Genomic DNA, 23,501 nt, shown 5'->3' on the forward strand with positions numbered 1-23,501 from the left:
CGTGAGCGATCCGATCCCCCGCCGGACGGCGCTGGCGCTGGCTGCGGTTCCTGCAATGATGCTGGGGACCTCGTGCGCGGCCGCCCCGGCATCACCGCGCACCGCCAGCCGCAACGTACGCGACTTCGGCGCCAAGGGGGACGGAGTGACCGACGATACCGAGGCGTTCAACCGCGCGACGCAGGCCGATGCCGAATGGTCATGGGACCTGCTTTCCTCGATCATCGTGCCGGCAGGCAAATATCGGCTGAAGGGCACGGTGTTCCTGCGCAAGGGGCAGTCGCTGATCGGCGAAGGCCTTTCGACCTATATCGACGCATCGGGCGTGCAAAGGTCCACGTTCATCATGGGGCGCCGGCGCGACAAGGGCCGCGGGGTCGAGGATCCCGGCGGTCTTCCCGTCCGCCTGGAAAGCCTGATGGGTTTGGGCGGCGCGCCCAGCGAAGGCTTCGTCTATGCAACGATACCGGGCTTCCAGATCAGCGCCCTGTTCCTGACCGCCGTCGGACTGGGCATTGAGGTGGAAGCCGCTGATGGCATCATCTCCGACGTGGAGATCGACCAGTGCCTCACCGGTGTTCTGATCCGCAACAGTCAGAACGTCGTATTTTCCAACCTGAACATGTATCTGGCGAATTACGGCATGACGTTCGCCGGCGATTGCCGGGACATCGCCGTGACCAATGCGGTATTCTGCTATACCAAATATGCATCGGTCCTGCTGGGTGACGGGGCCAGGAATATCACCGCCGTCACCGTGTCGAATTGCGTGTTCACCAACAACGTCCCGTACGATACGTTCGAGGGCTATATCTACAGTCGCGCAAGCCATAGCGACCTGACGGTGACGGCCTGCACTTTTCGCAATGCGCCAGCCTATGCCGTCAATCAAGGGGCCGGGGTCGATCTGGCACTGACGCTCAGCGGCTGTATCTTCGATGGCGAGCGCACGAACCCCGCATACAACCAGAGCCTTGCCGCCAAGGGCATCAGAACCGGGAATGGCCGGTTTCTCGTGACGGGCTGCGTCTTCCGCCGGCTGTCCTCGGAAGCGGTGCGGGTCGGTCCCGGGCTAGTCGCCCTCAGCGTCCAGTCGAGCACGATCGAGACGGTCGCGCGTGACGCCATTCGGGTCGATGGTGATCCCGCCGGGACGATCGCGATCAACGACGTCCGCGGCGTGGTGCACATCGCCACCGGCAGTGGGGGCGAGCATCAGGTCTCGTTGCCGTGGCTCGGGCCCCGTGCCCGCTGGCAAGTGACGGTCAACGGCCGGGATGCGGACGCACCGACGGCCGCGGCGCATTTCGTGGTCGCCCCGCGCCCGACGGGGGTTCTGGTGCAGCAGGCGTGGAGCCTTGGAGCGACCGCCAGCGTGGGCGCCGCGCGCGGCCCCGCGCGGCAGGACGATACGCCTGCCGGCATCCGGCTTCGTTTCAGCGCGCGGGAGTTTGGCGGCGCCACGCCGACGATCGAGGCGGCCGCCTCCGCTTGACCCCCGAAGCCCGTGACCCTAGCGCCGCGGCTTACGGCGTCGTATCAGCAGGCGGCGCGGCGATCGTGCCATAAAGACAGACAACTTCTCATGATCTGGTTCCTTGCGTGTGTCGCGATTGCTTTGTGGTTGACCGCGCACTCGGCGGTGAACTTGGTGCGCGACCGCTTTCCGCATCCGGCTGACGTCGCGACAATTTCGATTTGCTATTACGGCGTGCCGCTCGCAATCTGTGGCTATTTCGACCTCAATTACGAGCACATGGTATTTCTGGCGGGATTTGCGGCGGACCAGTCATTGGCGGCGCTTTCCATCCGGTTCCTCGCTATTGCCCTCGTAGCGTTGCATATGGGCCGCCTGCTGGCGATGCGGGCGCCCCGCCCAACGCTGACTAGGTTCGCGCAGGTCAACAGGCTGGCCATAGAAAGGCTCAGGCTCACCTTTCTTGCGCTCATCCTGCTGATCGGTGCCGGCATCTACCTGTTCGGCTTAAGCGAATTCCTATCCGGCTATGCGACGGAGGGGTTGGACGCGAGCGGCTCGACCGGCAATGCCGTTATTTACATCACGCTAGAGTTCATGGGCCTTTCGATCGCCTATGCGCTGATCCTGGGCATGGTAACCGGCCGGATCCCCTTCAAGCTGCTGATCGCGGCGACCATGGTGATCCTGCTCGTTATCCTGGCAATCCGTGCCAAGCGGCTGGAGGTTGTCTCCGCGTTCATCCCGCCTGCCGTCATCCTGATGTCAAAGCGGTCCGGGTTGAACTCGGCAGCGGCGCGGCTGGTGCTGGGTGCGGGGGCGATCGCGGTGCTGGTGATCGTGTCGGCGCTGCGGGCCGATTACAATCTGAACGCCCAACAGGGTTTGTTCCTGTTCTTCTCGGAAGGATTGTATGCGGGGCACGCGTTGCCCGGTATTACCGAGCGGCTGCAGACGCAGCTTCTAAATTATGAATATGGCGCCCGTTTCCTCAACTCCCTGCTCGGCTTCATTCCCCGTTTCGTATGGGAGGGAAAGGACGACATGGTGTACGCCGGCAACCTGGCGTTGAAGGGGGTCGCTCCGCTGGGGGCGACGACGTTCGTGGCGGAAACCGTATTGCAGGGGGGATGGATCGCGGTTGCGCTTGTCCATTTCTTGATAGGCTATGTCTTTGAGCGCATCATGCGCTTCAAGGACGCATGGGACGACAGCCTTGCTGCCGGTTTCGTGCCTGCACGCGTCGGTGCCTATCTGGTCGCGATCGCGATCTTCATTCCGCACTTTCGCGACGGGATCATCCCGGCCGTGAAGCTGTCCCTGCAGGCCGGCGTGTTCTTCGCACTGGTGTCGGGCATGCGGCTGATCGGCAAGCCCAAGGTCATCGCTCTGCCCTTGCCGCCGGGCAGCTCTGACGAGGCACGGGGCTCCGTGCTGTCGCGGTGACCATGGACGACAACCGGTCTGCCGATTCCGCGACGATGGCGGTGCCTGCGCGCTCCAGGGTGCGAGCGAACGTCATCGCCAATTACGTCGGGCGCGGCTGGGCGACGGTGATCGGCATTATCTGTCTGCCGTTTTTTCTGGCCCTGCTGGGGCGCGAGGCATACGGCCTGATCGGGGCTTTCGCGGTGGTGCAGGCCTGGGCCCTGTTACTCGATTTCGGGCTGACGCCGACGCTGAACCGGGAAGTCGTGCGCGCGCGCTCCGGCATGCGCAGCTGGCGGTCGCTCTCCGACCTTGTGCGTACGATCGAGCTGTTGCTGCTGGCGCTGGGATTGCTGATCGCGATTGTCGTGACGGCCGCGGCACCGATGCTCGCCACCGTGTGGCTGAAGCCCGATAAACTTCCGACCGACAGCGTCGCGTACGCCATCACGATAATGGGTGTGCTGGCAGCCATGCGTTGGGTGGAGCAGGTCTATCGCGGCGCGCTTCAGGGTGGCGAGGATCAGGTCTGGCTTAATCTCGTACAGATTGCGACCGAGACCGCCCGCTGGGCGGGCGCGCTGGCGGTCATCGCGCTGGTGCGGGCCGACGTGCTGCTGTTCTTCGGCTGGAATGTCCTCGTGTCGCTTCTTTCCGTGCTACTGCTGCGGCGACGGATGAACGCCTTCCTCAGCCAGCATGTGTCGGAACCTGCGCGGCTCAGCCTGACCGAGCTGCATGCGGTGCGCGCTTTTGCGGGCGGCATGTTCCTAAGCTCGATCCTTGTCTTCCTGTTGACGCAGGCGGACAAGCTGATCGTCGGCAACCATGTCCCGCTGGCGGATTTCGGCATCTATGCGCTGGCCGCCACGGCAGCGAGCGGGCTGCTTCAGCTCGTGCAGCCGATGACGGTTGCCATCCTGCCGCGCCTCACCACGCTGGTCGAGGCACGGCGCCCGGAAGAGCTGGTCGCAATGTTCCATGCGGCAAGTCAGTGGCTGGCACTGATGGTGCTGCCGATCGGCCTCCTTGTCATCGCCCTTCCCGAACGTGCGCTGATCGCCTGGACCGGGCAGGCCGGAGTGGCGACGTCCGGCGCGTCAGTGTTGGCACTGCTGATGACGGCAAGCGTGCTGAACGCCCTCGCAAATCCACCCTACATTCTACAACTGGCGCATGGCTGGACCGCGTTGACGAACAAGGTCAATGCCGGCGCCATCCTGGTGGCCGTGCCGGTGATGAACTGGGCCACGGTGCACTATGCGGGGCTTGGCGCTGCCGCCACGCTGGTGGCGCTGAACCTCGTGGCGCTGACGGTCACGTCGCTGTTCGTCATGGCGCGCCTGTTGCCGAGGCAAATCCTACCCTGGTTTTTCCGGTCGGTGCTGGCGCCGTGCCTGGCAGGGGCGGGCGTATTGTGGGCGTTCCGCTGCGTCGTGCCAATGGGGATCGGGCGCTGGCGCGCGATCGCCGACCTCGTCCTCGCAGGCGGTACGACCGCCGCCGCGATCCTGTGCGTGCTGCCCCTCCCGCGGGATAGAATGCTCGCCTATCTGCGGCGACACCGCTAGCGGCTGCATGTCTGCCCCTCCGGAGAAGCACATTGCCCCTGTTGAGCATCGTCATCCCCAGCCGCGATCGCGCGCGTTACGTGGGCGCGTCGATCGCCACTGCGCTGCAATCGGGCGACGTGCCGGTCGAGATCCTCGTGCTCGACAATGCCAGCACCGACGACACCGCCGATGTCGTCAAAGCGATCCGCGATCCGCGTCTGCGCTATGTCCGATCGGATATCCGTTTGAGCATGCGCGACAATTTCGAGCGTGGGTTGGAACTGGCAAGGGGCGATTACCTCGGTTTTATCGGCGACGACGACGGGATATTCGCCCACACCGCGGAAATGGTGCATCGCCTGTTCGAACGAAGCGACGTGATGGCGGTCGCGGCCGCGCGCGCGCATTACTATTGGCCAGATCTGATGAGCGGCAGGCGTGGAACCGCATTGCTACCACGGCGTGACGGTATCGAATATCGTAACAGTCGAAACGAACTGAGGCGCCTGCTACAGACAAGCGACTATTATCGGCTTCCGTGTATTTATCACAATTTTGTCCGCCGTGATCTGATTGATCGAGCACGGAAAAACCGTTTCTTCATATCCAGCCAAGTCGACATCTATTCAGCCATCGCCTTGTCAGCGGAAGACGTCACTTTCGCTTACAGCCATCGACCTTTAGTCATCAACGGCGGGTCCGCGCGCAGCAACGGTGCTTCGCATTTCGGCGGGGGCACGGCTGAGGAGCGCGGAAAATGGAAGCAGGAGGATGATCTCGGCTTCCTGCCGGGGTTCGAGAACCACGGCACGGTTGGAAGCCTGATCGTCGAGTCCGCGCTTCGCTATGCTAATGCGTTCGGCACCTCGATCGATGCGATCTTTCCGCATGCGGACATCGTGCGCACCATGGCGGTTGAACGCCAGATGCGCGAGCGCCGTGGTCTGTCCGTTGCCAGGCTGGACCAGGCCGAGCGGGCGGCCGGCGTCACGCCAGGGGGCGCCCTGGCAAAAAGCGGCAAGCTGAACCGGCTGTTGCGCCTGGCGGGTGCATTCGGCGCAGCGATGCCGATCGACGCAGAGGCTCATGGCGTGCGCGACGTCTTTGGCGCGGCGAACCTTCTCCAGGATCTGCTCGCGCACGGCCGCTCGCGCAACCTGCGAGCGCCTTTTGCGCAGCTTCGCACGGCGCGCCGCATCGGGCAGGGGTGATGGTGATGAAGGCCTGCTTTCTTCAGGTAAAGGCGTTCGGCGATTTCGTGATCGCATGCGCCGCGGCGACGCGGGTAGCGGAAGCGGACCGTGCGCGCCTGACGATCGCGATCGGAGCGCATCTGCGCTCGTTATGCGATGCGGTCGCCCCGCCCGTCCAGGTGATTGCGCTGGGCACGGGCGAAGCCGGAGTGCCCTCGATCTTCGATGTCCGAAAAAACGGGGTGCCGGCTGCGCTGCGCAGCTTGTGGCGGGTACGCGGCGCCGTTGCGCGAGCGCCGCTCGACCGATCGACGCAGCTATTGTTCGATCATGTCGGCTGGCGCGAACGTCTCATCGCTGCCGGCCATCCCGTTGCCAGCATCATGCCCGGCACGCCCAACATCTATGGCGGCTATGCGCGCCTCCTGACCGATGCCGGCTTTCGCCTGCTTTCGCCCGGGGCGGCGGAGGCCGGGCAGCGCGATCGCCTGGGGATCTTTCCGGGCAGCCGGGTCGCAGCCAAGAACCTGCCGGCGCCGCTGGTCGCCGCGGTGATGGACGAAGCGGCCCGTCGCGGCGTCGCCGCCACCTTGTTCCTACTCGACGGCGAACGTCCCGATCTGGAAGCCAGCGGGGTGCCGCACACGGTCGTGCCGCGACAGTTCACTGCGCTGCGCGATGCCATCGCGTCCACGGATTGCATTCTTTCCGCGGACTCACTTCCGGCGCATCTGGCGGAAAGCCTGGCCATTCCCGTTTTTGTGCTGACCCCGCGCCCCAACGCGTTCTGGATGCCCGCAACAGTGTTCGAGGACGGGCATTGGTGTCTGTTTGACGACCCGGCCTGGCTGGAGCGCGTCGGAACGTTCCTGGCGCCGGTTTGACGGGGACGGCCGTGGCGGGCAATGCGCGCACGACGTTCCGGCGGACGCAGACCGACGGTTTACAGCAAATCACGCAAGGCGATAGTTTGATGCACAAAGTGTTGGTCACTGGCGCGGCGGGGTTCATCGGCACCCACTTGGTGGAGCGGTTGGTCGACGACGGTGTTGCTGTCCGTGCCCTCGACAATCTGTCGCCACAAATCCACGGCGAGCATGGCGGCTTTCCTGCTTGGCGGGATCATCCGCTGGTGGAGGTCGTCCAGGCTTCCGTTACCAATCCGGCGATCTGGGACGAGGTGCTGGAGGGGGCGGACGCGGTGGTCCACCTCGCGGCCGAAACCGGCACCGGCCAGTCGATGTACCAGGTCGGCCACTATAACGAGGTGAACAGCCAGGCGACGGCTCGGATGATGGAAGCGATCGCGGGGCGATCCGATGCGATCCGACGCATCGTGCTGTCGTCCAGCCGTTCCATCTATGGCGAAGGCGCGTTTGCGTGCGGTGCGTGCGGGCTCGATCCCGCTTATCCGTCGGCCCGCACGGCCGACGCGATGCGTCGCGGCGAGTGGGATCAACCCTGCCCGCGCTGCGCTGCGCCGATGGAGGCGCGCCCGACGACGGAGGATGCGCCCGCGCGTCCGGCCTCCGTTTATGCGGCGACCAAGCTGGCGCAGGAGGATCTGGTCCGGATCGTCGCCAGCGCTAATGACATTCCTGCGACCATTCTGCGCTTCCAGAACGTCTATGGAGAGGGTCAGTCGCTCAACAATCCGTACACGGGCATCCTTTCGATCTTCTCCACCCGCATCCGCCGCGGGCTGGAGCTGCCAATCTTCGAGGATGGTGAAGAGACGCGAGATTTCGTCCATGTCAGCGACGTCGTGGTCGCTATCAGGGCCGCGTTGGCGGCGCCGGCCGACCAGTCGGCGACGCTGAACGTCGGCAGCGGAATCGCCAGTAGCGTGGCGGCAGTTGCCCGCGCGCTCAACGACGCCTTCGGCGGAAGTTCCCCCATCCGCATCACCGGCGAGTTCCGGCTGGGCGATATCCGCCATAACGTCGCAGACGTCCGCCGGCTGGAATTGGTGCTGGGGGTCCGGCCGGCCGTAGATCTGCGCACCGGCCTGTCGCTCTTTGCCGACTGGGCTGGTGCGCAGCCGTTGCCCGAGGATCGGCTGGCGGAGGCGAATGACGAGCTTCGCGCCCGCAACCTGATGGGCTGATCGCATGGCTATGGACCTGGCGGGCAAGCACATCCTGATGCAGGTGGTGCCCTATTTCGGGTACGACCGGACGCTGGCGGACGCGCTGCGCCGGCGCGGGGCGATCGTGGACGTGCTGGCCGACCGGCCGTTTGACTCAGCGCTGCTCCATGGGGTCGCCAAGCTGGGCCGGCGCGCGGTGCTCGGCCATGCGACGCGTATTTATCGCGAGCAGATCGCGGCAGCCGGTCGCTCGCATTATGATCATGTGCTGGTCATCAACGGCCAGACCATGAGCGACAGTTTCCTCGCCGAGTTGCGGGGCGCTTACCCCCGCGCGAAGTTCACCTTCTATATCTGGGATTCATTCGAGAACAAACCGTACGCCGTGGCTGCATTGCCGCGATACGACCGCGCGCTGTCGTTCGACCGCCGCGCGGCCGAACGACACGGCATCGGTTTTCGCCCGCTCTTCTACGCACCTGAGTTCGACCTGCCGGCCAACGACCGGGCGGACATCGACCTCAGCTTCATCGGCACGGCGCACAGCGATCGAGCCGCGATCATCCACCGGGTCGATCGCATGCTGCCCGCGGACCTGACGCGCCATTGGTTCCTCTATCTAAAGGCGCCGTGGGTGCTGCCCTACCAGCGGATCACCAACCCCCATTTCCGCAGGCTCCCAGCCTCGATGTTCAGCTATGCACCGATGTCGCGCGATGCGGTGCGCAACGTGTTCGCACGGTCTCTAGCGTTCCTTGATATCGAGCACGATCGGCAGACGGGCCTGACGATCCGCACCTTCGAGGCGCTGGGCGCCCGCAAGAAGCTGATCACCACCAATGCCGAGATCCGCCATTACGATTTTCACGATCCGGCGAACATCCTGGTGATCGATCGCCGGGCACCGGCGTTCGACCCCGATTTCCTAATGGGACCGGTCCGTGAGCTCCCGCCCGCCATCCGGGCGCGCTACAGCGTCGACGGCTGGATCGACGAGGTTCTTGGTGAGGCCTGACATGCCGATCGATCCGACTGTTCCCGCCGCCGACTTCGGCAACGCCTCCGTGCTCGTCGTCGGCGACGCCATGCTCGACCGATATTGGTTTGGCGACGTCGATCGCATTTCGCCCGAGGCGCCCGTGCCCGTAGTGTTGGTCAGGCGCGAAGAGTTCCGGTTGGGCGGGGCTGCCAACGTCGCGGTCAATATCGCAAGCCTGGGCGGTATGCCCAACCTGATGTCGGTGGTTGGGCATGACGATGCGGCCGATCGGATGCGCAGGCTGCTGGAGGCGGCGGGCATCCGGCACGATCTGCGCGGCGACGATACCGTGCAGACGACGGTAAAACTGCGAGTTAGCGGCCGGGCGCAGCAGCTATTGCGGATCGATTTCGAGGATCGGCCGTGCGTCGGCACGTTAGACGACCTGGTGGCGGCGTTGGAGGCGCACGTGCCAGCCCACCGGGTCGTCGTGTTTTCCGATTACGGCAAGGGATGCTTGGCGCAGATCGAGCGCAAGATCGACGTCGTGCGCCGCCACGGGCGCCCGGTTCTGATCGACCCCAAGGGACGCGACTGGCGTCCTTATCGCGGGGCAACGCTGCTGACGCCGAACCGCGCCGAGCTGACGCAGGTGGTTGGTGCATGGCGCGACGAGGACGATCTTCATGCCCGCGCCCAAGCATTGCGCGCGGAATTGTCGCTGGAGGCGCTGCTCGTCACCCGGTCGGAGGAGGGCATGACGCTGTTCGATGCTGACGGTCACCTCCACATGCCGGCGCAGGCGCGTGAGGTGTTCGACGTCACCGGTGCGGGCGACACCGTGTTGGCGACGGTGGCGGTGATGCTGGCATCGGGCGCGACGCTGCGTCAGGCGGTACCGGTGGCCAATCGGGCGGGCGGCCTCGTGGTCGGCAAGTTCGGCACGTCCGCCCTCACCTATCAGGAGCTGTTCGCATGAGAGTTGCAGTAACGGGGGCGGCCGGGTTCATCGGCGGCAACATGCTGCGCGGCCTCAACGCGGCCGGCATCGACGACATCGTCGCGGTCGATGACCTGACCGATGCGCGCAAATTCCCCAATCTGGCGGGTGCGCGCATCGCCGACTATCTCGATCATCGCGACTTCTATGATCTCCTCGAGGAGGGGCGGCTGGGTCGCTTCGACGCCATCCTTCACGAAGGGGCCTGCTCCGACACCATGGAACAGGATGGGCGGCTGATGATGGAGCTGAACTATCGCTGCAGCCGGCGGCTGCTCGACGTGTGCGCTGAGACGGGCGCACGGCTGCTCTATGCGTCGACTGCTGCGGTCTATGGCGGGGGCAGCCGCTTCGCCGAGGAACCGGAAAACGAGCGACCGCTCAACGTCTATGGCTATTCCAAGCTGTTGTTCGACAATGTGGTGCGCCGGCGGGCTGCAGAGCTGGCGACGCAGGTCGCTGGTTTTCGCTACTTCAACGTCTATGGCCCGGGCGAAGCGCACAAGGACCGGATGGCTTCCGTCGCCTTTCACCACGTCAACCAGTTCCGCGACCAGGGGCGTGTGGCGTTGTTCGGCGACTATGGCGGCTACGGGCCTGGCGAACACAGCCGCGACTTCGTCCATGTCGACGACTTGGTCCGGGTCAAGCTGTGGTTTCTCGATCATCCCGAGGCCTCGGGCATCTTCAATTTGGGTACCGGCAGGGCGCAGCCGTTCAACGACATTGCTCGAACGGTAGTCAATGGGATCCGTGCGCGTGACCAGCTGCCTGTGCTGTCGCTGGACGATCAGGTCGCTTGCGGCCTAGTCCAATATGTCGAATTCCCCGACGCGCTGCGGGGCAAGTATCAGAGCTTCACTCAGGCGGACATCGGGCGCCTCCGCGCCGTCGGGTACGACGCGCCGTTCATGTCCGTCGAAGAGGGTGTCGGCGCCTATGTCGAGCGGCTACTCGATCAATAGGGCAGCGGCATTCCGGGAAGAGTGATCGGTGGGGCCTTGGCGGCTTCAGGCGAGCCCCAGCGCCCGCTCGGCCATACCGCACAGGGTATGGCCGATCATGATGTGCGCCTCCTGGATGCGCGCGGTGGTGGGACTGGGTACCACGATCGCGATGTCGGACAGCTGGGCCAGTTCACCGCCGTCACGCCCCAGCAGGCCGATGGTGACGATGCCGGTAGCGCGCGCGTGTCGAAAGGCGTGGATTACGTTGGGCGAATTGCCCGACGTCGAGATCCCCACCAGGCAATCTCCCGCACGACCCAGCGCTTCCAGTTGGCGCGCGAACACGTGATCGAACCCGTAATCGTTGCCTATGCATGTCAGCGCCGAACTGTCGGTACTCAGCGCCAGGCCTGCGAGCGGCCGGCGATCGGCGATGAAGCGTCCGGTGAATTCCGCCGCAAGATGCTGACTGTCCGCGGCTGATCCGCCATTGCCGCAGAACATGACCTTGCCCCCCGCCTGCAATGCCGCGGCGATGGCGTCGCCGGCGCGAATGACCTCCGCCTCCAGCCCGTCCAGCGTGGCGAATAGCGTGCGGTGCTCGGCCAGATTCTGTGCAAATACCGACATGACTAAAGGTCCCGATCAGGAGGCGCGGCTTGGAGGATAAAATCTGGGACATGTCAACGCGGCGAGCCGACGCACTGTCGCGCCCGCTGGTCTTCACCAACGGGGTGTTCGACGTCCTGCACCGCGGTCATGTAACCTATCTTGCCGCGGCTCGGGCGCTGGGATCGGCCTTGTTCGTGGGACTCAATTCGGATGCGTCGGTGCGGATGCTGGGCAAGGGGCCGGACCGACCGCTCAACCGGGCGGAGGATCGCGCGACCGTGCTGGCAGCATTGGAAAGCGTGTCCGCGATCGGCGTCTTCGAAGACGCGACGCCGTTGGCGCTGCTGGCACGGGTGCGGCCCGACATCTACGTCAAGGGCGGCGACTATACGATCGATCGCCTGCCGGAAGCGGAGATGATGCGCCAATGGGGCGGGAGCACGATCATCCTGCCGTTCGTCGAGGGCTTCTCGACGACCGATCTGTTGCGTCGCGCCAGGACCCATCCGTGATACCGCAGCCGCGTCGCGCGGCGTTCCTGGACCGGGATGGCGTCATCAACCACGACCTGTCCTATGTCGGGCGGGCCGAGGACTTCGTACTGATCGACGGCGTGGCCGAGGCGCTGCGCCGGTTGCGCGACGCCGGTTATGTGCTGGTCGTCGTCACCAACCAGTCGGGTATCAGTCGCGGTTATTATTCCAAAGTGGATTACGAGCGCGTGACCGAGCGCATGACCGAGTTGCTGGCGGCGCACGGCGTGGCGTTCGCCGCGATCATCCATTGCCCTCATGCTCCCGCGGACAGGTGTGCGTGCCGCAAGCCGCAGCCGGGGATGCTGCTCGACGGAGCGGCGATCACCGGCGTCTCGTTGCGGGACTCGGTGCTGTTCGGCGACAAGCCTTCGGACATTGCAGCGGGTCGTGCGGCCGGCGTCGGGCGCTGTTTTCTGGTCGGACCAGGCGAGCCGGCGCTGGTCGGTGCCGAGGGTGGGGGTGCCGATTTGCTTGCCTGTGTCCGATCGCTATTGGCGGATCCTGGGGAGACCATGGTGTGACGTCCACGCAACCGGTGCCGACGCGAAACAATCTGGACATTGTCCGCTTCACGCTAGCCGCGATGGTGCTCGTATCGCATGCCCATGATCTTTCGGGCGTCGGCGCCTTATCCTTCCTGTCGCGGCTGATCTCCTCGACGTTGGCGGTGCAGGCGTTTTTCGTCATCAGCGGCTTTCTGATCTTCCAGAGCTATGAACGCTCCAGGACGTTGCAATCCTACGCCGCCAAGCGGATCCGGCGTATCTATCCAGCCTATGCGATGGTGATCCTGGTCTGCGGGTTCGGGCTGGGGCTAGCGAGCAGCCTATCGCCCGGCGCATATTTCGCCGATGGCGGGCTGTGGCGCTACCTTGCCGCCAATCTGGTCTTTCTGAACTTTCTCGGCCCGGATCTGCCCGGCGTCTTCGCGAACAATCCGGTCCAGGCGGTGAACGGTGCCTTGTGGACGCTCAAGATCGAGGTGGCCTTCTACATCGCTGTGCCGGTCTGCGTCTGGCTGTTCCGTAGCGTCGGCCGAACGCCGACGCTGATCTTGCTCTACATCGCCTCGTTCCTCTACGGCATGGCGATGACGTGGTTTGCCGCGGCGCGGCACAGCGGGGCCTTTCTAGAATTGGGGCGCCAGTTGCCGGGTCAGATGACCTATTTCGTGGCGGGCGCGGCGATCTACTATCATCACGATCGGCTGGGCACGCGTCCGATCGTGATGATCGTAACTGGTCTGGCGCTGTTTCTCCTGTCCGGTTTAGTACTGGCGCCGCTGTTCCGCCCGGTCGCGGTCGCGCTCATGGTCATGGGCGTTGCGTTTGGGCCGTATCTGGGACGGTTCGGCCGCTATGGCGACTTCTCGTACGGCATCTACATCGTCCACTTCCCAATCCTGCAGCTTCTCGTCGCCCTCGCCGCTCCGGCATGGTCGGTGACGGGGTTTCTCCTGACGGGCATGGCGACCGCATTGCTGTGCGCGGTACTGATGTGGCATCTGGTCGAAAAGCGCTTCCTGCGTCGTGACAGCCACTACCGTGCCGAAGTCGGAACTAATACCGCAGGCTAGCGGGATGCGGTGAAGGCACTCGCCGGCGGAAAGCGTAAGATTTCAAAATCGAGCCAGTCTCGCATTGAGTCCGGCGACTAGTCACTGCCAGCCGACAGGGGTGCGCGCTCGCTCGCCAAGAGCTCGTCAGCATTTTATAATGGGCCTACGCTCGACGTCCCTGCGAGCTTCTAAGCCCCGCACATAGGCAGTAGCGTTTCGAGCGACCGAAGGTGCTTCGGACGCCCTTAGGGGCACGGCTGGTGCCTGGCTCCCCCGTTTTGCAGCCGTGCAAGCGGCAGTTGCTGACTAGCAGTTGATCGCTGCTTTTCGCTAGCATACTGAGGGTCCCCTGGTTTCTCATCCAGGCTGAGGGTGAGATTCCGGCGTTCATTCGGCCGCTTTGATGGCCGCGGCAGCAGCATATTCGACCGGCGTCATCCAGCCAAGCGATGTGTGAGGACGGCTCTCGTTATAGTCTTTGCGCCAAGCCTCGATCTTGGATCGAGCGTCGGCGATGGACAGGAACCAATGTGCGTTCAGGCACTCGTCGCGTAGGCGGCCGTTGAACGATTCCACGAAAGCATTGTCCGTAGGCTTGCCCGGTCGGCTGAAGTCGAGCGTAACGCCGTTTTCGTAAGCCCATCGGTCAAGCGCCTTCGAGATGAACTCTGGCCCATTGTCCACGCGAATGGTCCTGGGCGCTCCGCGGATCGAGGAGATCCGTGCCATCGCCTCGACCACTTGCTCGCCCTTGATCCCTTGGTCGACGTCAATGGCCAAAGCTTCACGGGTGAAGGCGTCAACCACGGTCAGCGCTCTTAACCGCCGGCCGTCGAACAGAGCGTCCGAGACGAAATCCATCGACCACATCTCGTTCGCCGCCAGTGCCGCTGGCTGGCGTTCCCGGTCGGCAGCGCTGACGTTGCGCCGTGGCTTCTTGAGCCGAAGGCTCAGTCCATCATTCCGATATAGTCTATAGATGCGTTTGTGGTTCACGACCCATCCTTCACGGCGCAGCAGAATGTAGATCCGGAAATAGCCATAGCGCGTCCGCGTTGCCGCCAGATCACGGATGCGCATCACCAGCGGTGTCTGGTCCGGCTTATGAGAGATGTAGCGCACCGATGACCGCTCGACGCCCAGCGCCGAGCAGCCGCGCCGTTCGCTCACGGCATGGGACGCCTGGACGTACGCAACGAGCTCGCGTCGTCGTCCAGGCGTCAGAGCTTTTTTGACAGGACATCCTGCAGAATGTGCTTGTCCAGACTCAGGTCGGCAACCAGTTGTTTCAACTGCCGGTTCTCATCCTCGAGCTGCTTCAAGCGCCTCAGCTCGCCGACGCCGAGACCGCCGTACACCTTCTTCCAGCGGTAGAACGTCTGCTCCGAGATCCCCATCCGCCGGATGACTTCGGCTACCGTCGTGCCCGTTTCCGCCTGCTTCAGCGCGAAGGCGATTTGCTCGTCCGTGTACCTCGACTTCTTCATGTCCAGCTCCTTGCCCGAAGGCTATTTAAAGCCGGAAAACTCCCGCTCAGATTGGGCTAAAAAACAGGGGGGACGTCAATGGCTGCCAATCAAGAATGATGACCAAGCTTCCATCAACGCGCGGCGCCGTTCCACAGCTGTACCTCTGCGATAGGCGCGCTCCGCCTTATTCGATATTGTGTGCGCAAGCGCTTGTTCGATGATTTCTCGCGGGAAGTTTGAAACGTCGCCTGCCCAGTCACGGAACGTAGAGCGAAAACCGTGTACTGTAATCGCGCCGCACCCCATCCGGCGTAGGAGCATGCTCATAGCCATGTTGCTCCGCCGAGCGCCACCGATCGAGAAGATCGCTTCCGTTTGCTTGTGCGACGAAGGCGCGCGCGCTTCTAGAACACGCATGGCGCCCTCCGACAGCGGGACGATGTGATCCGCTCCGGCTTTCATGCGATCGGCCGGTACAAGCCAGACCCGCTGCTCGAGATCTATTTCGCTCCATGTTGCCCCCAGTGCCTCGCCGGAGCGAGCGGCCGTGAAGATCGTGAACTCTAGGCACCGCGCCGAAACAGCGGATCGTGCCGCCAACTCAACCATGAACTGCGGAGCCTCGCCATAGGGAAGCGCGGCATGATGACCTCTGGTCAATTTGGACTGCTTAGGCAGTAGAACGTCCAAGTGACCCCGCCAGGTGGCTGGGTTGATCGCGTCTTGCGGACGCAAGCCCCGCGCTTTTGCCGCTGCCAATATCTTCTCGATGCGACCTCGCACGCGGCTGGCCGTTTCGGGTTTTGAAAGCCAAATTGGCCGCAGCGCAGCAAGTACGGCGTCGGTTCCGACATCTTCGAGCGCCAGGTTGCGAAGCCCGCCTGCATGATCCCGCAGCGAGTTCCGCCATTGGTCGCGATGCGTACGGTTCTTCCAGCCGTCTTGCACGCTCTCGATGTATTCGTCGGCAAAGGAGCCGAAGGTCGCAGCGGCGCGAGCGGGCTCAGGACTGACCAGAACCGCTCGGGGCTCAGTCCCGAGAGCAATTGCTTCGCGCATCTGGGTGGCTAGCCGCCGGGCGCTGGCTAACGGTACCGACGACGCGGCTCCGAGCCCGATTTCGGTTCGCTTGCCCGATAGCGCAGCCATAAAGACCCATGAGCGTGCTCCGCCCGGCGTCACGCGGAGGTATAAACCGCCACCGTCAGAGTGGCGGCCCACAGTTGTGATTGCCTGCACCTGTCGTACGGTCAGCCGGTTGATTGCGCGCGACACGATCGCTCCTAACAAGCTTCTTGTGCCCACTTTGATGCCCACTAGCAACTTGGCTTTTGGCAACCGTGACCGTTCGCCTGCGGACGATACGCGATCGCGGTGAGTGCAAATATCGAGTGTAGCCAGTAACCTCTGGTCACCTGCGACCAACAGTAAACAGCTCATTGCGCGGGTTCGAATCCCTCCGTCTCCGCCACTTCCTCACATTCAAGCGAATACGGTTCGCATCGAAACCGCGGTAATCCGCGACTTTTTCATGCCCTGCGCGTCTATAGACGCCTGAGAACGGGTCCGCTGCTAGGGCAAGGTGCCGAGGCGTCTATTCAGAAGCTGTGGCTTCCCGCTGCGACCTTATCGTCCACTTTCCCGCTTTTCGCCATTTCGAAGCAATTTGCGGGTTGTGATTAGGAGTGTTTTGGAGAAGGTCCATCGTGATCACCCATCCCCGGCGAACATTTTGGACAACGAAACTCCGCGCTACCTGGAAGCCTATCCCGAACTCGATGTGGAGTTGCTGGGTCAGGGCCGCGGTGCGCGGTCGGGTAGCCGACGCGTGACCTGGTATACCGAGTGGCATGAAGTGGCAGGGGTAGGCGAGTTGACGTGGCCCGATGAGGGCGACGAGTTCTTGATCTCGTGTGAGATCTACCCGGGGAGCCGGCTGGAAGCGGTCGAGAAGGCACGCCGCATCCGGTTCGACTTCCTGCAGCGCGGACTCTACCACTACAGAACATGTGCCACTTGCCCTGCTTGCAGGAAGAACAAAGTCAAACTGTACTTGAAAGATGACTGGGCTTGCGCTGAATGTCAAGGCTTAAGACCGAGAAGCAGAATAGTTCCCGCGCAGCAACTACTGGTAGAACAGATCGACTTGCTTCATGGTGACCTGAAGGAAGGCCGGCCTGTTGGCATGCCAGAGGCACTGTACAGGAAGAAACTCGGCGAGCTTGATGCGCTGAAAGCCAAACGTGATGGCCCTCGCAAGCGACCTGACGCTCGCTTCAGGCATGCCGTCTACGCAGTCTGGGACAAGCGAGAAAAGCGTGTAGGGAGTGCGGGCCAGTGACGGTGCCGACCTGGGTTGAGCCAAGGCAGGCCGCTCAGCGATGGACCTGGGAGAACAAGCCTGGCTACATCGAAGCCTACCCCCGCATCAGCGTCGGCGAGGTGCTGCGGGAGGCAAGGGCAGGGCGCACTCACCTGCTGTGGCGCGATCGGCAGCATCGAGCCATCGGGGCAGCGAGCGTCGAGATCACCTCCAAAGAGGCCGTAGACCTTCACTATGCAGCCGACGAGCTGCCTTATAGCGACGAGAGTGCGGGTGACTTGCCGCTCCGCCTGGCGTGGAAGGGCTCACTTCCGCACAATAAGCGCCCGTTTGCCCATTGTCCCAAATGCTCGCGATCTGTCGATGTGCTGGTGCTGCGCGAAGGCCGCTGGGCATGTACCAAATGCCACAAGCTCATACATCGCTCGGCACTGCTGAGCGAGGAGGTACGCTGGTCCGAGCGCCTGGCGGATGTCGAGGCCGAGATCGGTATGGGCCGACCAGCAGCGTCGCGAACGTCGGCGTTCGCCGCAAAGCTTGTTCAACGCGACGACCTGCTGCAGCGCCTTGCCGGCAAGCGTATCACCGCGAACGTCCTGTACCTGACGCGGATCAGTACCGAGTGGATCCACACGCCAATGCCGGTGCTGAGTGGCTTACCATGAGAATGGTCGGACCTCGCCTCTTTGAGCAAGACGAGCTTGAACAGGTGCTCCACAATCAGTTCAGCGAACTTGCCTGCGACGCGGTGCACGAGCTCTGTGCTGGATCGGGGCGGGTGTCGAAGCTGATGCTGCGGCGAGCCATCATCCAGGCAGCTCGGTTCACCAATGGCGTGAGACTTGGTGCCCCCATGCCAATCGCCAGCCGCAAGGGTCGCGGCATCGATCTATTCGAGGCTTCGTGCCTCGTCCCGTTCACCGGCGAACGAAAGGTGTTGATGCTCGCTGCGCCAGCCTGGCCAACGATCCGACCGGTGTACGGGCAGGTTATGGCCAACGCCATTGTGCTCGAAGCGGAAGTGCGTGAGGCATTCCTGCCTTGGCTGCCGAGCCTCTTCGCCGCTGAGATCGAGGTGATTGACCGCCACCTCCTTGCTCAGGTCGACGTTGTCCGGCGCTATCATATCGATCTGGAGCTTCGCGCACGCCGCCTTGTCGATCAGATCCATCCAGATCTCGCTGCGGCCCTCACTATGCGGGACAGTGACTGGACTGAGCTGGTGAACGCAGGGGCTGTCAACCAAGGCTAGCTGAGTCGTGCGAACAGCGCGCGCTGGTCACTCCACGCTGCTGGCAGCGGCAGCATTGTTTTGAGCTTTGCCGCGGTCAGCGCTGCCGGCTGCCGTCCTTCGACAATGCTGGTGACGAGATCGGGTGCAAGGAAGGCGGCATCAATGATCTGGCGGACATACGCAGGCGTCACGCCGTCAGCTGCAGCGATGCTGCTGATGGCTGCATGTGAGCCGCCGGCCAGCATCGCAAACCATCGGCGTGCCTGCGCGGCAACGGCAACAAGCGATGGGTCGATGCGCGGCTGTGCAGGACCGGGGACGATCAGGGTCAGCTTGACGTTGGCGCGGCCGATGGTCGCAGGCACCACGATGCTGCCGGTGCCAGCGAGCCCCAGGCTGGCCAGGCGAAGGTCGATGACAAACGATGTGGGTGTCAGCACGACCTGGTCGACCATCTCCAGCGCTGCTGCTCGCCGCCCCGGATCGTCGGCAGCTTCGAGGCTCGCTGCTGCGGCAGCGGCCTTTGCGATAACAGCAGGCGTAAGCAGCTCGATGGCAGGCAACAGCGAGGCAAGGGCGGCAGAACTGGCAAGCTTCATGACCATGGCGCTGGTGACCAGCTTCTCCAGTTCGCCCGCGGGCACGCGCTGCTTGTTGCCGGCATAGTATCGGTAGCGTTTGTTGCCCTTGCCGGTGTGGGTCGCGGTCAGCTTGTGCCCGGCCGCGTTCACGACCAGGCCTGAGAGCATAGCAGCGGCAGTTGCCGTGCTGCCGCGCTGCTTGCGGCGGTTACGCTCCAGCCGCGCCTGAACAGCGTCGTAGAGGTCCGCCTCGACGATGCGCTGGTGCAGCCCTGGGTAGCGCTTGTCCTTGTGCCCGATCTCGCCAGCATAGATCGGGCTGCTGAGGATCTTGTAAAGCGAGCCGCGACCAAGCACCGTACCGCCCCCCTTCTTGCCGGCCGCGCTGGTACGCTGCTTGTAGCGGATGCCAGCCTGCTCAGCGGCTGCGACCACGTCATCGACGGCTTGGTGGTGCAAGTAGAGGCGGAACAGTTCGCGCACCTGCTCCGCTTCGGCTTCGTTGACGACCAGTGCCCGGTCGAGGACGTCATAGCCAAGCGGTATGTTGCCGCCCATCCACATGCCCTTGGCCTTTGACGCGGCGATCTTGTCGCGGATGCGCTCGCCCGTCACCTCGCGCTCGAACTGCGCAAAGGAGAGAAGCACGTTCAGCGTCAGCCGGCCCATGCTCGTTGTGGTGTTGAACGCCTGCGTGACGCTAACGAACGACACCGAGCGGGAATCGAACTGCTCGACCATCTTGGCGAAGTCGGCAAGGCTGCGGGTCAGCCGGTCGACTTTGTATACGACGATGGTGTCGATGAGCTTCGCCTCGACGTCGGCCATCAGCGCCTTCAGCCCCGGGCGTTCCATCGAGCCTCCAGAGAAGCCGCCATCGTCATAGGGGGTTGGCACCAGCTGCCAGCCCTCGTGCTTTTGCGAGAGGATGTACGCCTCACAGGCCTCACGCTGAGCATGGAGCGAGTTGAAGGACTGCTCCAGGCCCTCCTCGCTCGACTTGCGGGTGTAGACCGCGCAGCGGATCGTCTGCTCAGCCATCGGCGCCTGCCTTGGGGTAGGTCTTGCGCTTGCGCAGGCCGAAGAACAGCAGGCCATTCCAGTGCGTGCCGGTGATGGCTTTCGCGACAGCCGACAGCGAGCTGTAGAGCTGGCCCTGGTAGAGCATGCCGGCGCTCGTGACCTCCACCACATGCGTGTGGCCGCCGTGGATCTTCACCAGCCGGGTGCCCGGCGCAAGTTCCGACGAGGCAGGGTGCGATGCTGCTGCGGGACTGCCAGATTTCGTGCGTGACGCCGTAACTCTCGGCGCCGTGGCTGCTGAGTTCGTGCGTGGCGCATGAACCTGGTCGACTGCACCGTCAGTCGGAGCAGCTGTGCAGTTCATGCGTGATGCGCGAACTGCATCAGCCGCCTGCTCCAGCTTCTCGGCTACATCAGGTGCGATGTCGCCGTGCAGCAGCACCTGCTCATGCCATGCCACAGCCGCTTCAAGGAAGGCTGCCGGGCGGATCGGGGCAGGACTGTTAAATGCACGTTCCCACCGCTCTTCAGGTGATGCTTGGCCGGCGGACGCTGCGTCTGAAATGAGACGCTGCGCCGCCTTGCGGCTCACGCGAGCAACGCTCGCGCTGCTGTCGTCAGCCGCTCGCGCCAGGCAAGCTTGTCGAGCCACGCGGTGGGTATCCCGCTCATGCCGTAAAGCGCGCCGGCAAGCTGGCCGGTGATGGCAGCGGTGGTGTCGGCGTCGTCGGCCAGGTTTGCGGCCAGCAGCACGGCAGATGCAAAGTCGCTGGTGCAAGCCACGCACCACAGCGCGGCTTCGAGCGAATGAATGACATAGCCCGACGACCTGATCTGGTCGCGCTGCTTGCCGCGCCAGGAACCCGCCAGCACGCTCCGCACTGCGGGCGCAAGCTCGATCGTGCGGGGGCCAAGCACCATATCACGCGGCTCGCCGGCGATTGCGTCCGCCAGGATTGCGGCAAAGCCGACACAGGCACTGACCGCTTCGGCTGCTGCATGGGTGGTGACGCTCTGGCGCGCAGCGATGCTCGCCAGCGCTTTCCCGTCGCGCCAGTGGCAGATGGCGACCGGCGACAGGCGCATCAGTGAGCCGTTGCCCGCACTCATCGGGTCAGTGGAGCCAGCGGCTGGATCGCCGCTGCTACGGAACCGCGCCAGCGCCTGGCTGGTCGTCACCCCGATGTCGAAGCAGCGTCCGGTGCACGAGTAGGTGCCGCTGCGCTGCCAGTCGACAAAGCGCGCCATCAGATCGCGCTCGTCGAGCGACGGGTCTGTCGCAAGGCTGTCGGCGAGTGCCAGCGCCATCGCCGTGTCGTCAGTCCACTCGCCGGGCTTCAGCTTGAACGGACCGCCGCCAACCATGTCGGTCAGGAGCGGCTGCGCGCCACGCCTTGTGAACTCCAGCGTGGTGCCAACCGCATCGCCGACTGCAAGGCCGAGAAGCGCGCCGACCGCGCGATCTTCGACGGCGGTCGAGCCGGTGGCTGGCGCCACCTCAGCGAGCGGCTTCAGCCCAAGCACATACTCCGCTTGCGATGACGTCTCCACCGCACCGGTGCGCGCCTGCCGAACGGCAGCAAGCGCCTGCTCGGGCGCCATGCCGCAGTCGATGAGCATGCGGCAGGCAACCAGGCCCGCTCGCCCGAGCCCACCCTTGCAGTGGACCACGACATCGAAACCTGCACGCAGCCGCGAGCGAATGCCCGGGCCGACCTCGCGCCAGCTCTTCTCGAACGCGATGCTAGGCACCGACACGTCGCGGATGGGCAGGTGCAGCCAGTCCATGTGCGCGTGGCGAACAGCTTGCCCAAGCCCGTTCACCTGAAGCGAGGCGAGTTCATGATCTTCGACCAGGCTGATAACCAGCACCGCGCCCCAGGCGGCAATGGCAGCGACATCGGTGTCGAGGCAGCGGTCCCAGATGCCGGTCATGGCTGATGTCTGCTTCTTGCCCGGGCAGAAGGTGACACCGATGCGGCCTATTCCTGTGCCCGCGGGCACTGCGGCGATCTGCAGCGGATGTGAGGCGCTGGTGCGCGGCTTGCTCGTCATGCCACGCGTCGCTCTGCGCGGGCGGTATAAAGCTCGGCCGGACGAAACCCCTTGTCGGTCTCGCGCCTGCCGGTCGGCTCCAGCCAGCCACTCTCCAGCAGTCGCTTGCGGAATGCTGGCTTGTTGACGCTCGCACCGCGCACCGCTTCATGCACCTGCTGGAGTTCGCGCAGCGAGAACTCGCGGGGCAGCAAGCCAAAGGCAAACGCGCTATGGTCGAGATTGTGGCGCAGGTCGGCGGCCGCCGCAGCGATGATCTCCGCGTGGTCGAAGGGCAGGGCCAGCTTGCGGTTGTTGGCACCACGCACCACGCCGTCTGTTACGCGCATGAAGCGGCGACCATCCGCCTGCGCCGCTTCGGCAGCGCCGCCAGGAACAGCCGCCATGTAGCCGACGCTGACGATGCGCATGCGCGGGTCGCGGGCCACACCACCAAAGGTCTGGAACTGTCGCACCGGTGCAGCAACGCCTGCCTTGTCCTGAGCCGCGCGCCGCGCTGCCGCATCCAGTTCTTCGTCTGGACGCACGAACACGCCGGGGAGCGCCCAGCTGCCGAGTGCCGGCTGTTCGGCACGCTTGGCAAGCAGCACCGTAAGCACACCATCAACCACCGTCAGCACGACAACGTCTACCGTCACAGCTAACGGCGTGAAGGCAGAAGCGTCGTAGTCGGCTGGGCGCAGCGTCATCATCAGCTCAGCTAATGCGTCTACAGCTTATATGTCAATAGCGTCTATTTAGATTGCGTCACAGCCAAGATCTGACGGTGCGGTCAATCTCCGAGCGTATGGCCTCATCGTAGGACCGCACTCTCGGTGCGAACTCCTCCAGCGCTGCGCGTGTGCGTACCAGCACTTCCTGAAGCTCCGCCGCAAATGCGCCAAGGTCCATTGACGGGACCAGCTTGCGCAGGCCGACGCTGGTATCAGCGGCGTTCCCAGTGAGAGGGAAGTGAAACTCGCTAGACGGCCTGGCTCGCCACAAAACGCGTGAGCCGGAATATGGTAGTCTACCCTCGGCGATATAGCCGTTGTGCGGGCCTTCGCCCAGCTCAGGTCGGCGGCGGGTCACCTGCACGCGTATCGACTGCAGGGCATCAAGCACCAGTGGGTCAAGGCAGAACATTTCCTCTAATTGGCTGCGCAGCTCGTCGCCGGTCAGTCCCGGCTGATAAAGTACGATGCCTCGTGACGCCTCTGCCAGCTTGTTCGGGAGAAGTCGAAGGTAGCTGGCTAGGAACGGCTTGTGGAGCAGGCGAGTGCCAAGGGTCTTCATGAGCCAGCCTTCTCGCGGAAAGGGCTAATATACAACGCCGCTTTCGCCGCTCCGGCTAGACACGAGTTCGACCTCCGCCAACACGGCAACGGTGCTTCGCGACAACCATCGGCTACCGCTAAACACGGCAGAGCGTCTCCGCTCCGCACGACACAGGTTGGTGGTAAGC

General features: G+C 63.9%; 23 protein-coding genes. 15 read left to right on the forward strand and 8 right to left on the reverse strand.

Annotated elements, in window-relative coordinates:
• Position 1: 1 nt before the first annotated feature.
• From ACT009_RS14640 to rfaD, 9 genes are all read left to right on the forward strand, one after another.
• Positions 2-1,495, forward strand: a complete 1,494-nt coding sequence (locus ACT009_RS14640; protein ID WP_445191794.1) for a glycosyl hydrolase family 28-related protein — start codon at positions 2-4, stop codon at positions 1,493-1,495.
• A 90-nt stretch (positions 1,496-1,585) separates the two neighbouring features.
• The gene (locus ACT009_RS14645; RefSeq protein WP_445191795.1) at positions 1,586-2,923 is read left to right on the forward strand and encodes an O-antigen polymerase; all 1,338 of its coding nucleotides are present in this window, start codon (positions 1,586-1,588) and stop codon (positions 2,921-2,923) included.
• Positions 2,924-2,925: 2 nt separating this feature from the next.
• Positions 2,926-4,476 carry a lipopolysaccharide biosynthesis protein gene (locus tag ACT009_RS14650; protein WP_445191796.1) on the forward strand — a complete coding sequence of 517 codons (1,551 nt, stop codon included), beginning with the start codon at positions 2,926-2,928 and terminating at the stop codon, positions 4,474-4,476.
• 41 nt (positions 4,477-4,517) lie between these two features.
• Positions 4,518-5,669: a glycosyltransferase family 2 protein gene (locus ACT009_RS14655; protein ID WP_445191797.1), complete on the forward strand. Its 1,152-nt coding sequence runs from the start codon at positions 4,518-4,520 to the stop codon at positions 5,667-5,669.
• The gene (locus ACT009_RS14660; RefSeq protein WP_445191798.1) at positions 5,666-6,535 is read left to right on the forward strand and encodes a hypothetical protein; all 870 of its coding nucleotides are present in this window, start codon (positions 5,666-5,668) and stop codon (positions 6,533-6,535) included. The genes ACT009_RS14655 and ACT009_RS14660 overlap by 4 nt, the downstream gene beginning before the upstream one ends.
• A gap of 11 nt (positions 6,536-6,546) precedes the next feature.
• Positions 6,547-7,758, forward strand: a complete 1,212-nt coding sequence (locus ACT009_RS14665) for an NAD-dependent epimerase/dehydratase family protein (RefSeq protein WP_445191799.1) — start codon at positions 6,547-6,549, stop codon at positions 7,756-7,758.
• 10 nt (positions 7,759-7,768) lie between these two features.
• Positions 7,769-8,755: a hypothetical protein gene (locus tag ACT009_RS14670; RefSeq protein WP_445191800.1), complete on the forward strand. Its 987-nt coding sequence runs from the start codon at positions 7,769-7,771 to the stop codon at positions 8,753-8,755.
• A 1-nt stretch (position 8,756) separates the two neighbouring features.
• The gene (gene rfaE1 / locus ACT009_RS14675) at positions 8,757-9,698 is read left to right on the forward strand and encodes a D-glycero-beta-D-manno-heptose-7-phosphate kinase (protein ID WP_445191801.1); all 942 of its coding nucleotides are present in this window, start codon (positions 8,757-8,759) and stop codon (positions 9,696-9,698) included.
• Positions 9,695-10,684 carry an ADP-glyceromanno-heptose 6-epimerase gene (gene rfaD, locus ACT009_RS14680; RefSeq protein ID WP_445191802.1) on the forward strand — a complete coding sequence of 330 codons (990 nt, stop codon included), beginning with the start codon at positions 9,695-9,697 and terminating at the stop codon, positions 10,682-10,684. Before rfaE1 ends, rfaD begins: the two co-directional genes overlap by 4 nt.
• Positions 10,685-10,729: 45 nt before the next feature.
• On the opposite strand, the gene ACT009_RS14685 is transcribed toward rfaD, so the two are convergent.
• The gene (locus ACT009_RS14685) at positions 10,730-11,296 is read right to left on the reverse strand and encodes a D-sedoheptulose-7-phosphate isomerase (RefSeq protein WP_445191803.1); all 567 of its coding nucleotides are present in this window, start codon (positions 11,294-11,296) and stop codon (positions 10,730-10,732) included.
• 50 nt (positions 11,297-11,346) lie between these two features.
• Here ACT009_RS14685 and ACT009_RS14690 point away from each other — a divergent pair, with 50 nt between their 5' ends.
• From ACT009_RS14690 to ACT009_RS14700, 3 genes are read left to right on the forward strand one after another with little or no spacing between them, the layout of a single operon-like run.
• Positions 11,347-11,790, forward strand: coding sequence for an adenylyltransferase/cytidyltransferase family protein (locus ACT009_RS14690; protein WP_445191804.1), 444 nt, complete (start codon positions 11,347-11,349; stop codon positions 11,788-11,790).
• Complete coding sequence (locus tag ACT009_RS14695; RefSeq protein WP_445191805.1) at positions 11,787-12,335, forward strand: D-glycero-alpha-D-manno-heptose-1,7-bisphosphate 7-phosphatase; 549 nt, start codon at positions 11,787-11,789, stop codon at positions 12,333-12,335. Before ACT009_RS14690 ends, ACT009_RS14695 begins: the two co-directional genes overlap by 4 nt.
• Positions 12,332-13,390, forward strand: a complete 1,059-nt coding sequence (locus tag ACT009_RS14700) for an acyltransferase family protein (RefSeq protein ID WP_445191806.1) — start codon at positions 12,332-12,334, stop codon at positions 13,388-13,390. The genes ACT009_RS14695 and ACT009_RS14700 overlap by 4 nt, the downstream gene beginning before the upstream one ends.
• 369 nt (positions 13,391-13,759) lie before the next feature.
• Here the strand turns inward: ACT009_RS14700 and ACT009_RS14705 are convergent.
• Positions 13,760-14,859 (reverse strand): IS3 family transposase gene (locus ACT009_RS14705; protein ID WP_445191807.1). Its coding sequence is split into 2 segments (ribosomal slippage): positions 13,760-14,607 and positions 14,607-14,859, totalling 1,101 coding nucleotides; the frame shifts between segments, so codons are not numbered across the junction.
• 75 nt (positions 14,860-14,934) lie between these two features.
• Positions 14,935-16,179 carry a tyrosine-type recombinase/integrase gene (locus ACT009_RS14710; RefSeq protein WP_445191808.1) on the reverse strand — a complete coding sequence of 415 codons (1,245 nt, stop codon included), beginning with the start codon at positions 16,177-16,179 and terminating at the stop codon, positions 14,935-14,937.
• 352 nt (positions 16,180-16,531) lie between these two features.
• Here ACT009_RS14710 and ACT009_RS14715 point away from each other — a divergent pair, with 352 nt between their 5' ends.
• From ACT009_RS14715 to ACT009_RS14725, 3 genes are read left to right on the forward strand one after another with little or no spacing between them, the layout of a single operon-like run.
• Positions 16,532-17,182: a hypothetical protein gene (locus ACT009_RS14715; RefSeq protein ID WP_445191809.1), complete on the forward strand. Its 651-nt coding sequence runs from the start codon at positions 16,532-16,534 to the stop codon at positions 17,180-17,182.
• Positions 17,179-17,829, forward strand: coding sequence for a hypothetical protein (locus tag ACT009_RS14720; protein WP_445191810.1), 651 nt, complete (start codon positions 17,179-17,181; stop codon positions 17,827-17,829). The genes ACT009_RS14715 and ACT009_RS14720 overlap by 4 nt, the downstream gene beginning before the upstream one ends.
• Positions 17,826-18,416, forward strand: a complete 591-nt coding sequence (locus tag ACT009_RS14725; RefSeq protein WP_445191811.1) for a hypothetical protein — start codon at positions 17,826-17,828, stop codon at positions 18,414-18,416. The genes ACT009_RS14720 and ACT009_RS14725 overlap by 4 nt, the downstream gene beginning before the upstream one ends.
• Here the strand turns inward: ACT009_RS14725 and ACT009_RS14730 are convergent.
• Genes ACT009_RS14730 through ACT009_RS14750 form a run of 5 tightly spaced genes read right to left on the reverse strand, consistent with a single transcriptional unit; the run spans position 18,413 to position 23,332 of the window.
• The gene (locus tag ACT009_RS14730) at positions 18,413-20,020 is read right to left on the reverse strand and encodes a recombinase family protein (protein ID WP_445191812.1); all 1,608 of its coding nucleotides are present in this window, start codon (positions 20,018-20,020) and stop codon (positions 18,413-18,415) included. The genes ACT009_RS14725 and ACT009_RS14730 overlap by 4 nt on opposite strands.
• Positions 20,013-20,594 carry a DUF2924 domain-containing protein gene (locus tag ACT009_RS14735; protein WP_445191813.1) on the reverse strand — a complete coding sequence of 194 codons (582 nt, stop codon included), beginning with the start codon at positions 20,592-20,594 and terminating at the stop codon, positions 20,013-20,015. The genes ACT009_RS14730 and ACT009_RS14735 overlap by 8 nt, the downstream gene beginning before the upstream one ends.
• On the reverse strand, positions 20,591-22,057 hold the full coding sequence (locus ACT009_RS14740) for an ADP-ribosylglycohydrolase family protein (RefSeq protein ID WP_445191814.1): 1,467 nt from the start codon (positions 22,055-22,057) through the stop codon (positions 20,591-20,593). The genes ACT009_RS14735 and ACT009_RS14740 overlap by 4 nt, the downstream gene beginning before the upstream one ends.
• Positions 22,054-22,749 carry an NUDIX hydrolase gene (locus ACT009_RS14745; protein WP_445191815.1) on the reverse strand — a complete coding sequence of 232 codons (696 nt, stop codon included), beginning with the start codon at positions 22,747-22,749 and terminating at the stop codon, positions 22,054-22,056. Before ACT009_RS14745 ends, ACT009_RS14740 begins: the two co-directional genes overlap by 4 nt.
• A 55-nt stretch (positions 22,750-22,804) precedes the next feature.
• Complete coding sequence (locus ACT009_RS14750; protein ID WP_445191816.1) at positions 22,805-23,332, reverse strand: hypothetical protein; 528 nt, start codon at positions 23,330-23,332, stop codon at positions 22,805-22,807.
• Between the last annotated feature and the right edge of the window lie 169 nt (positions 23,333-23,501).

The organism is Sphingomonas sp. Tas61C01 (genome assembly GCF_052567495.1).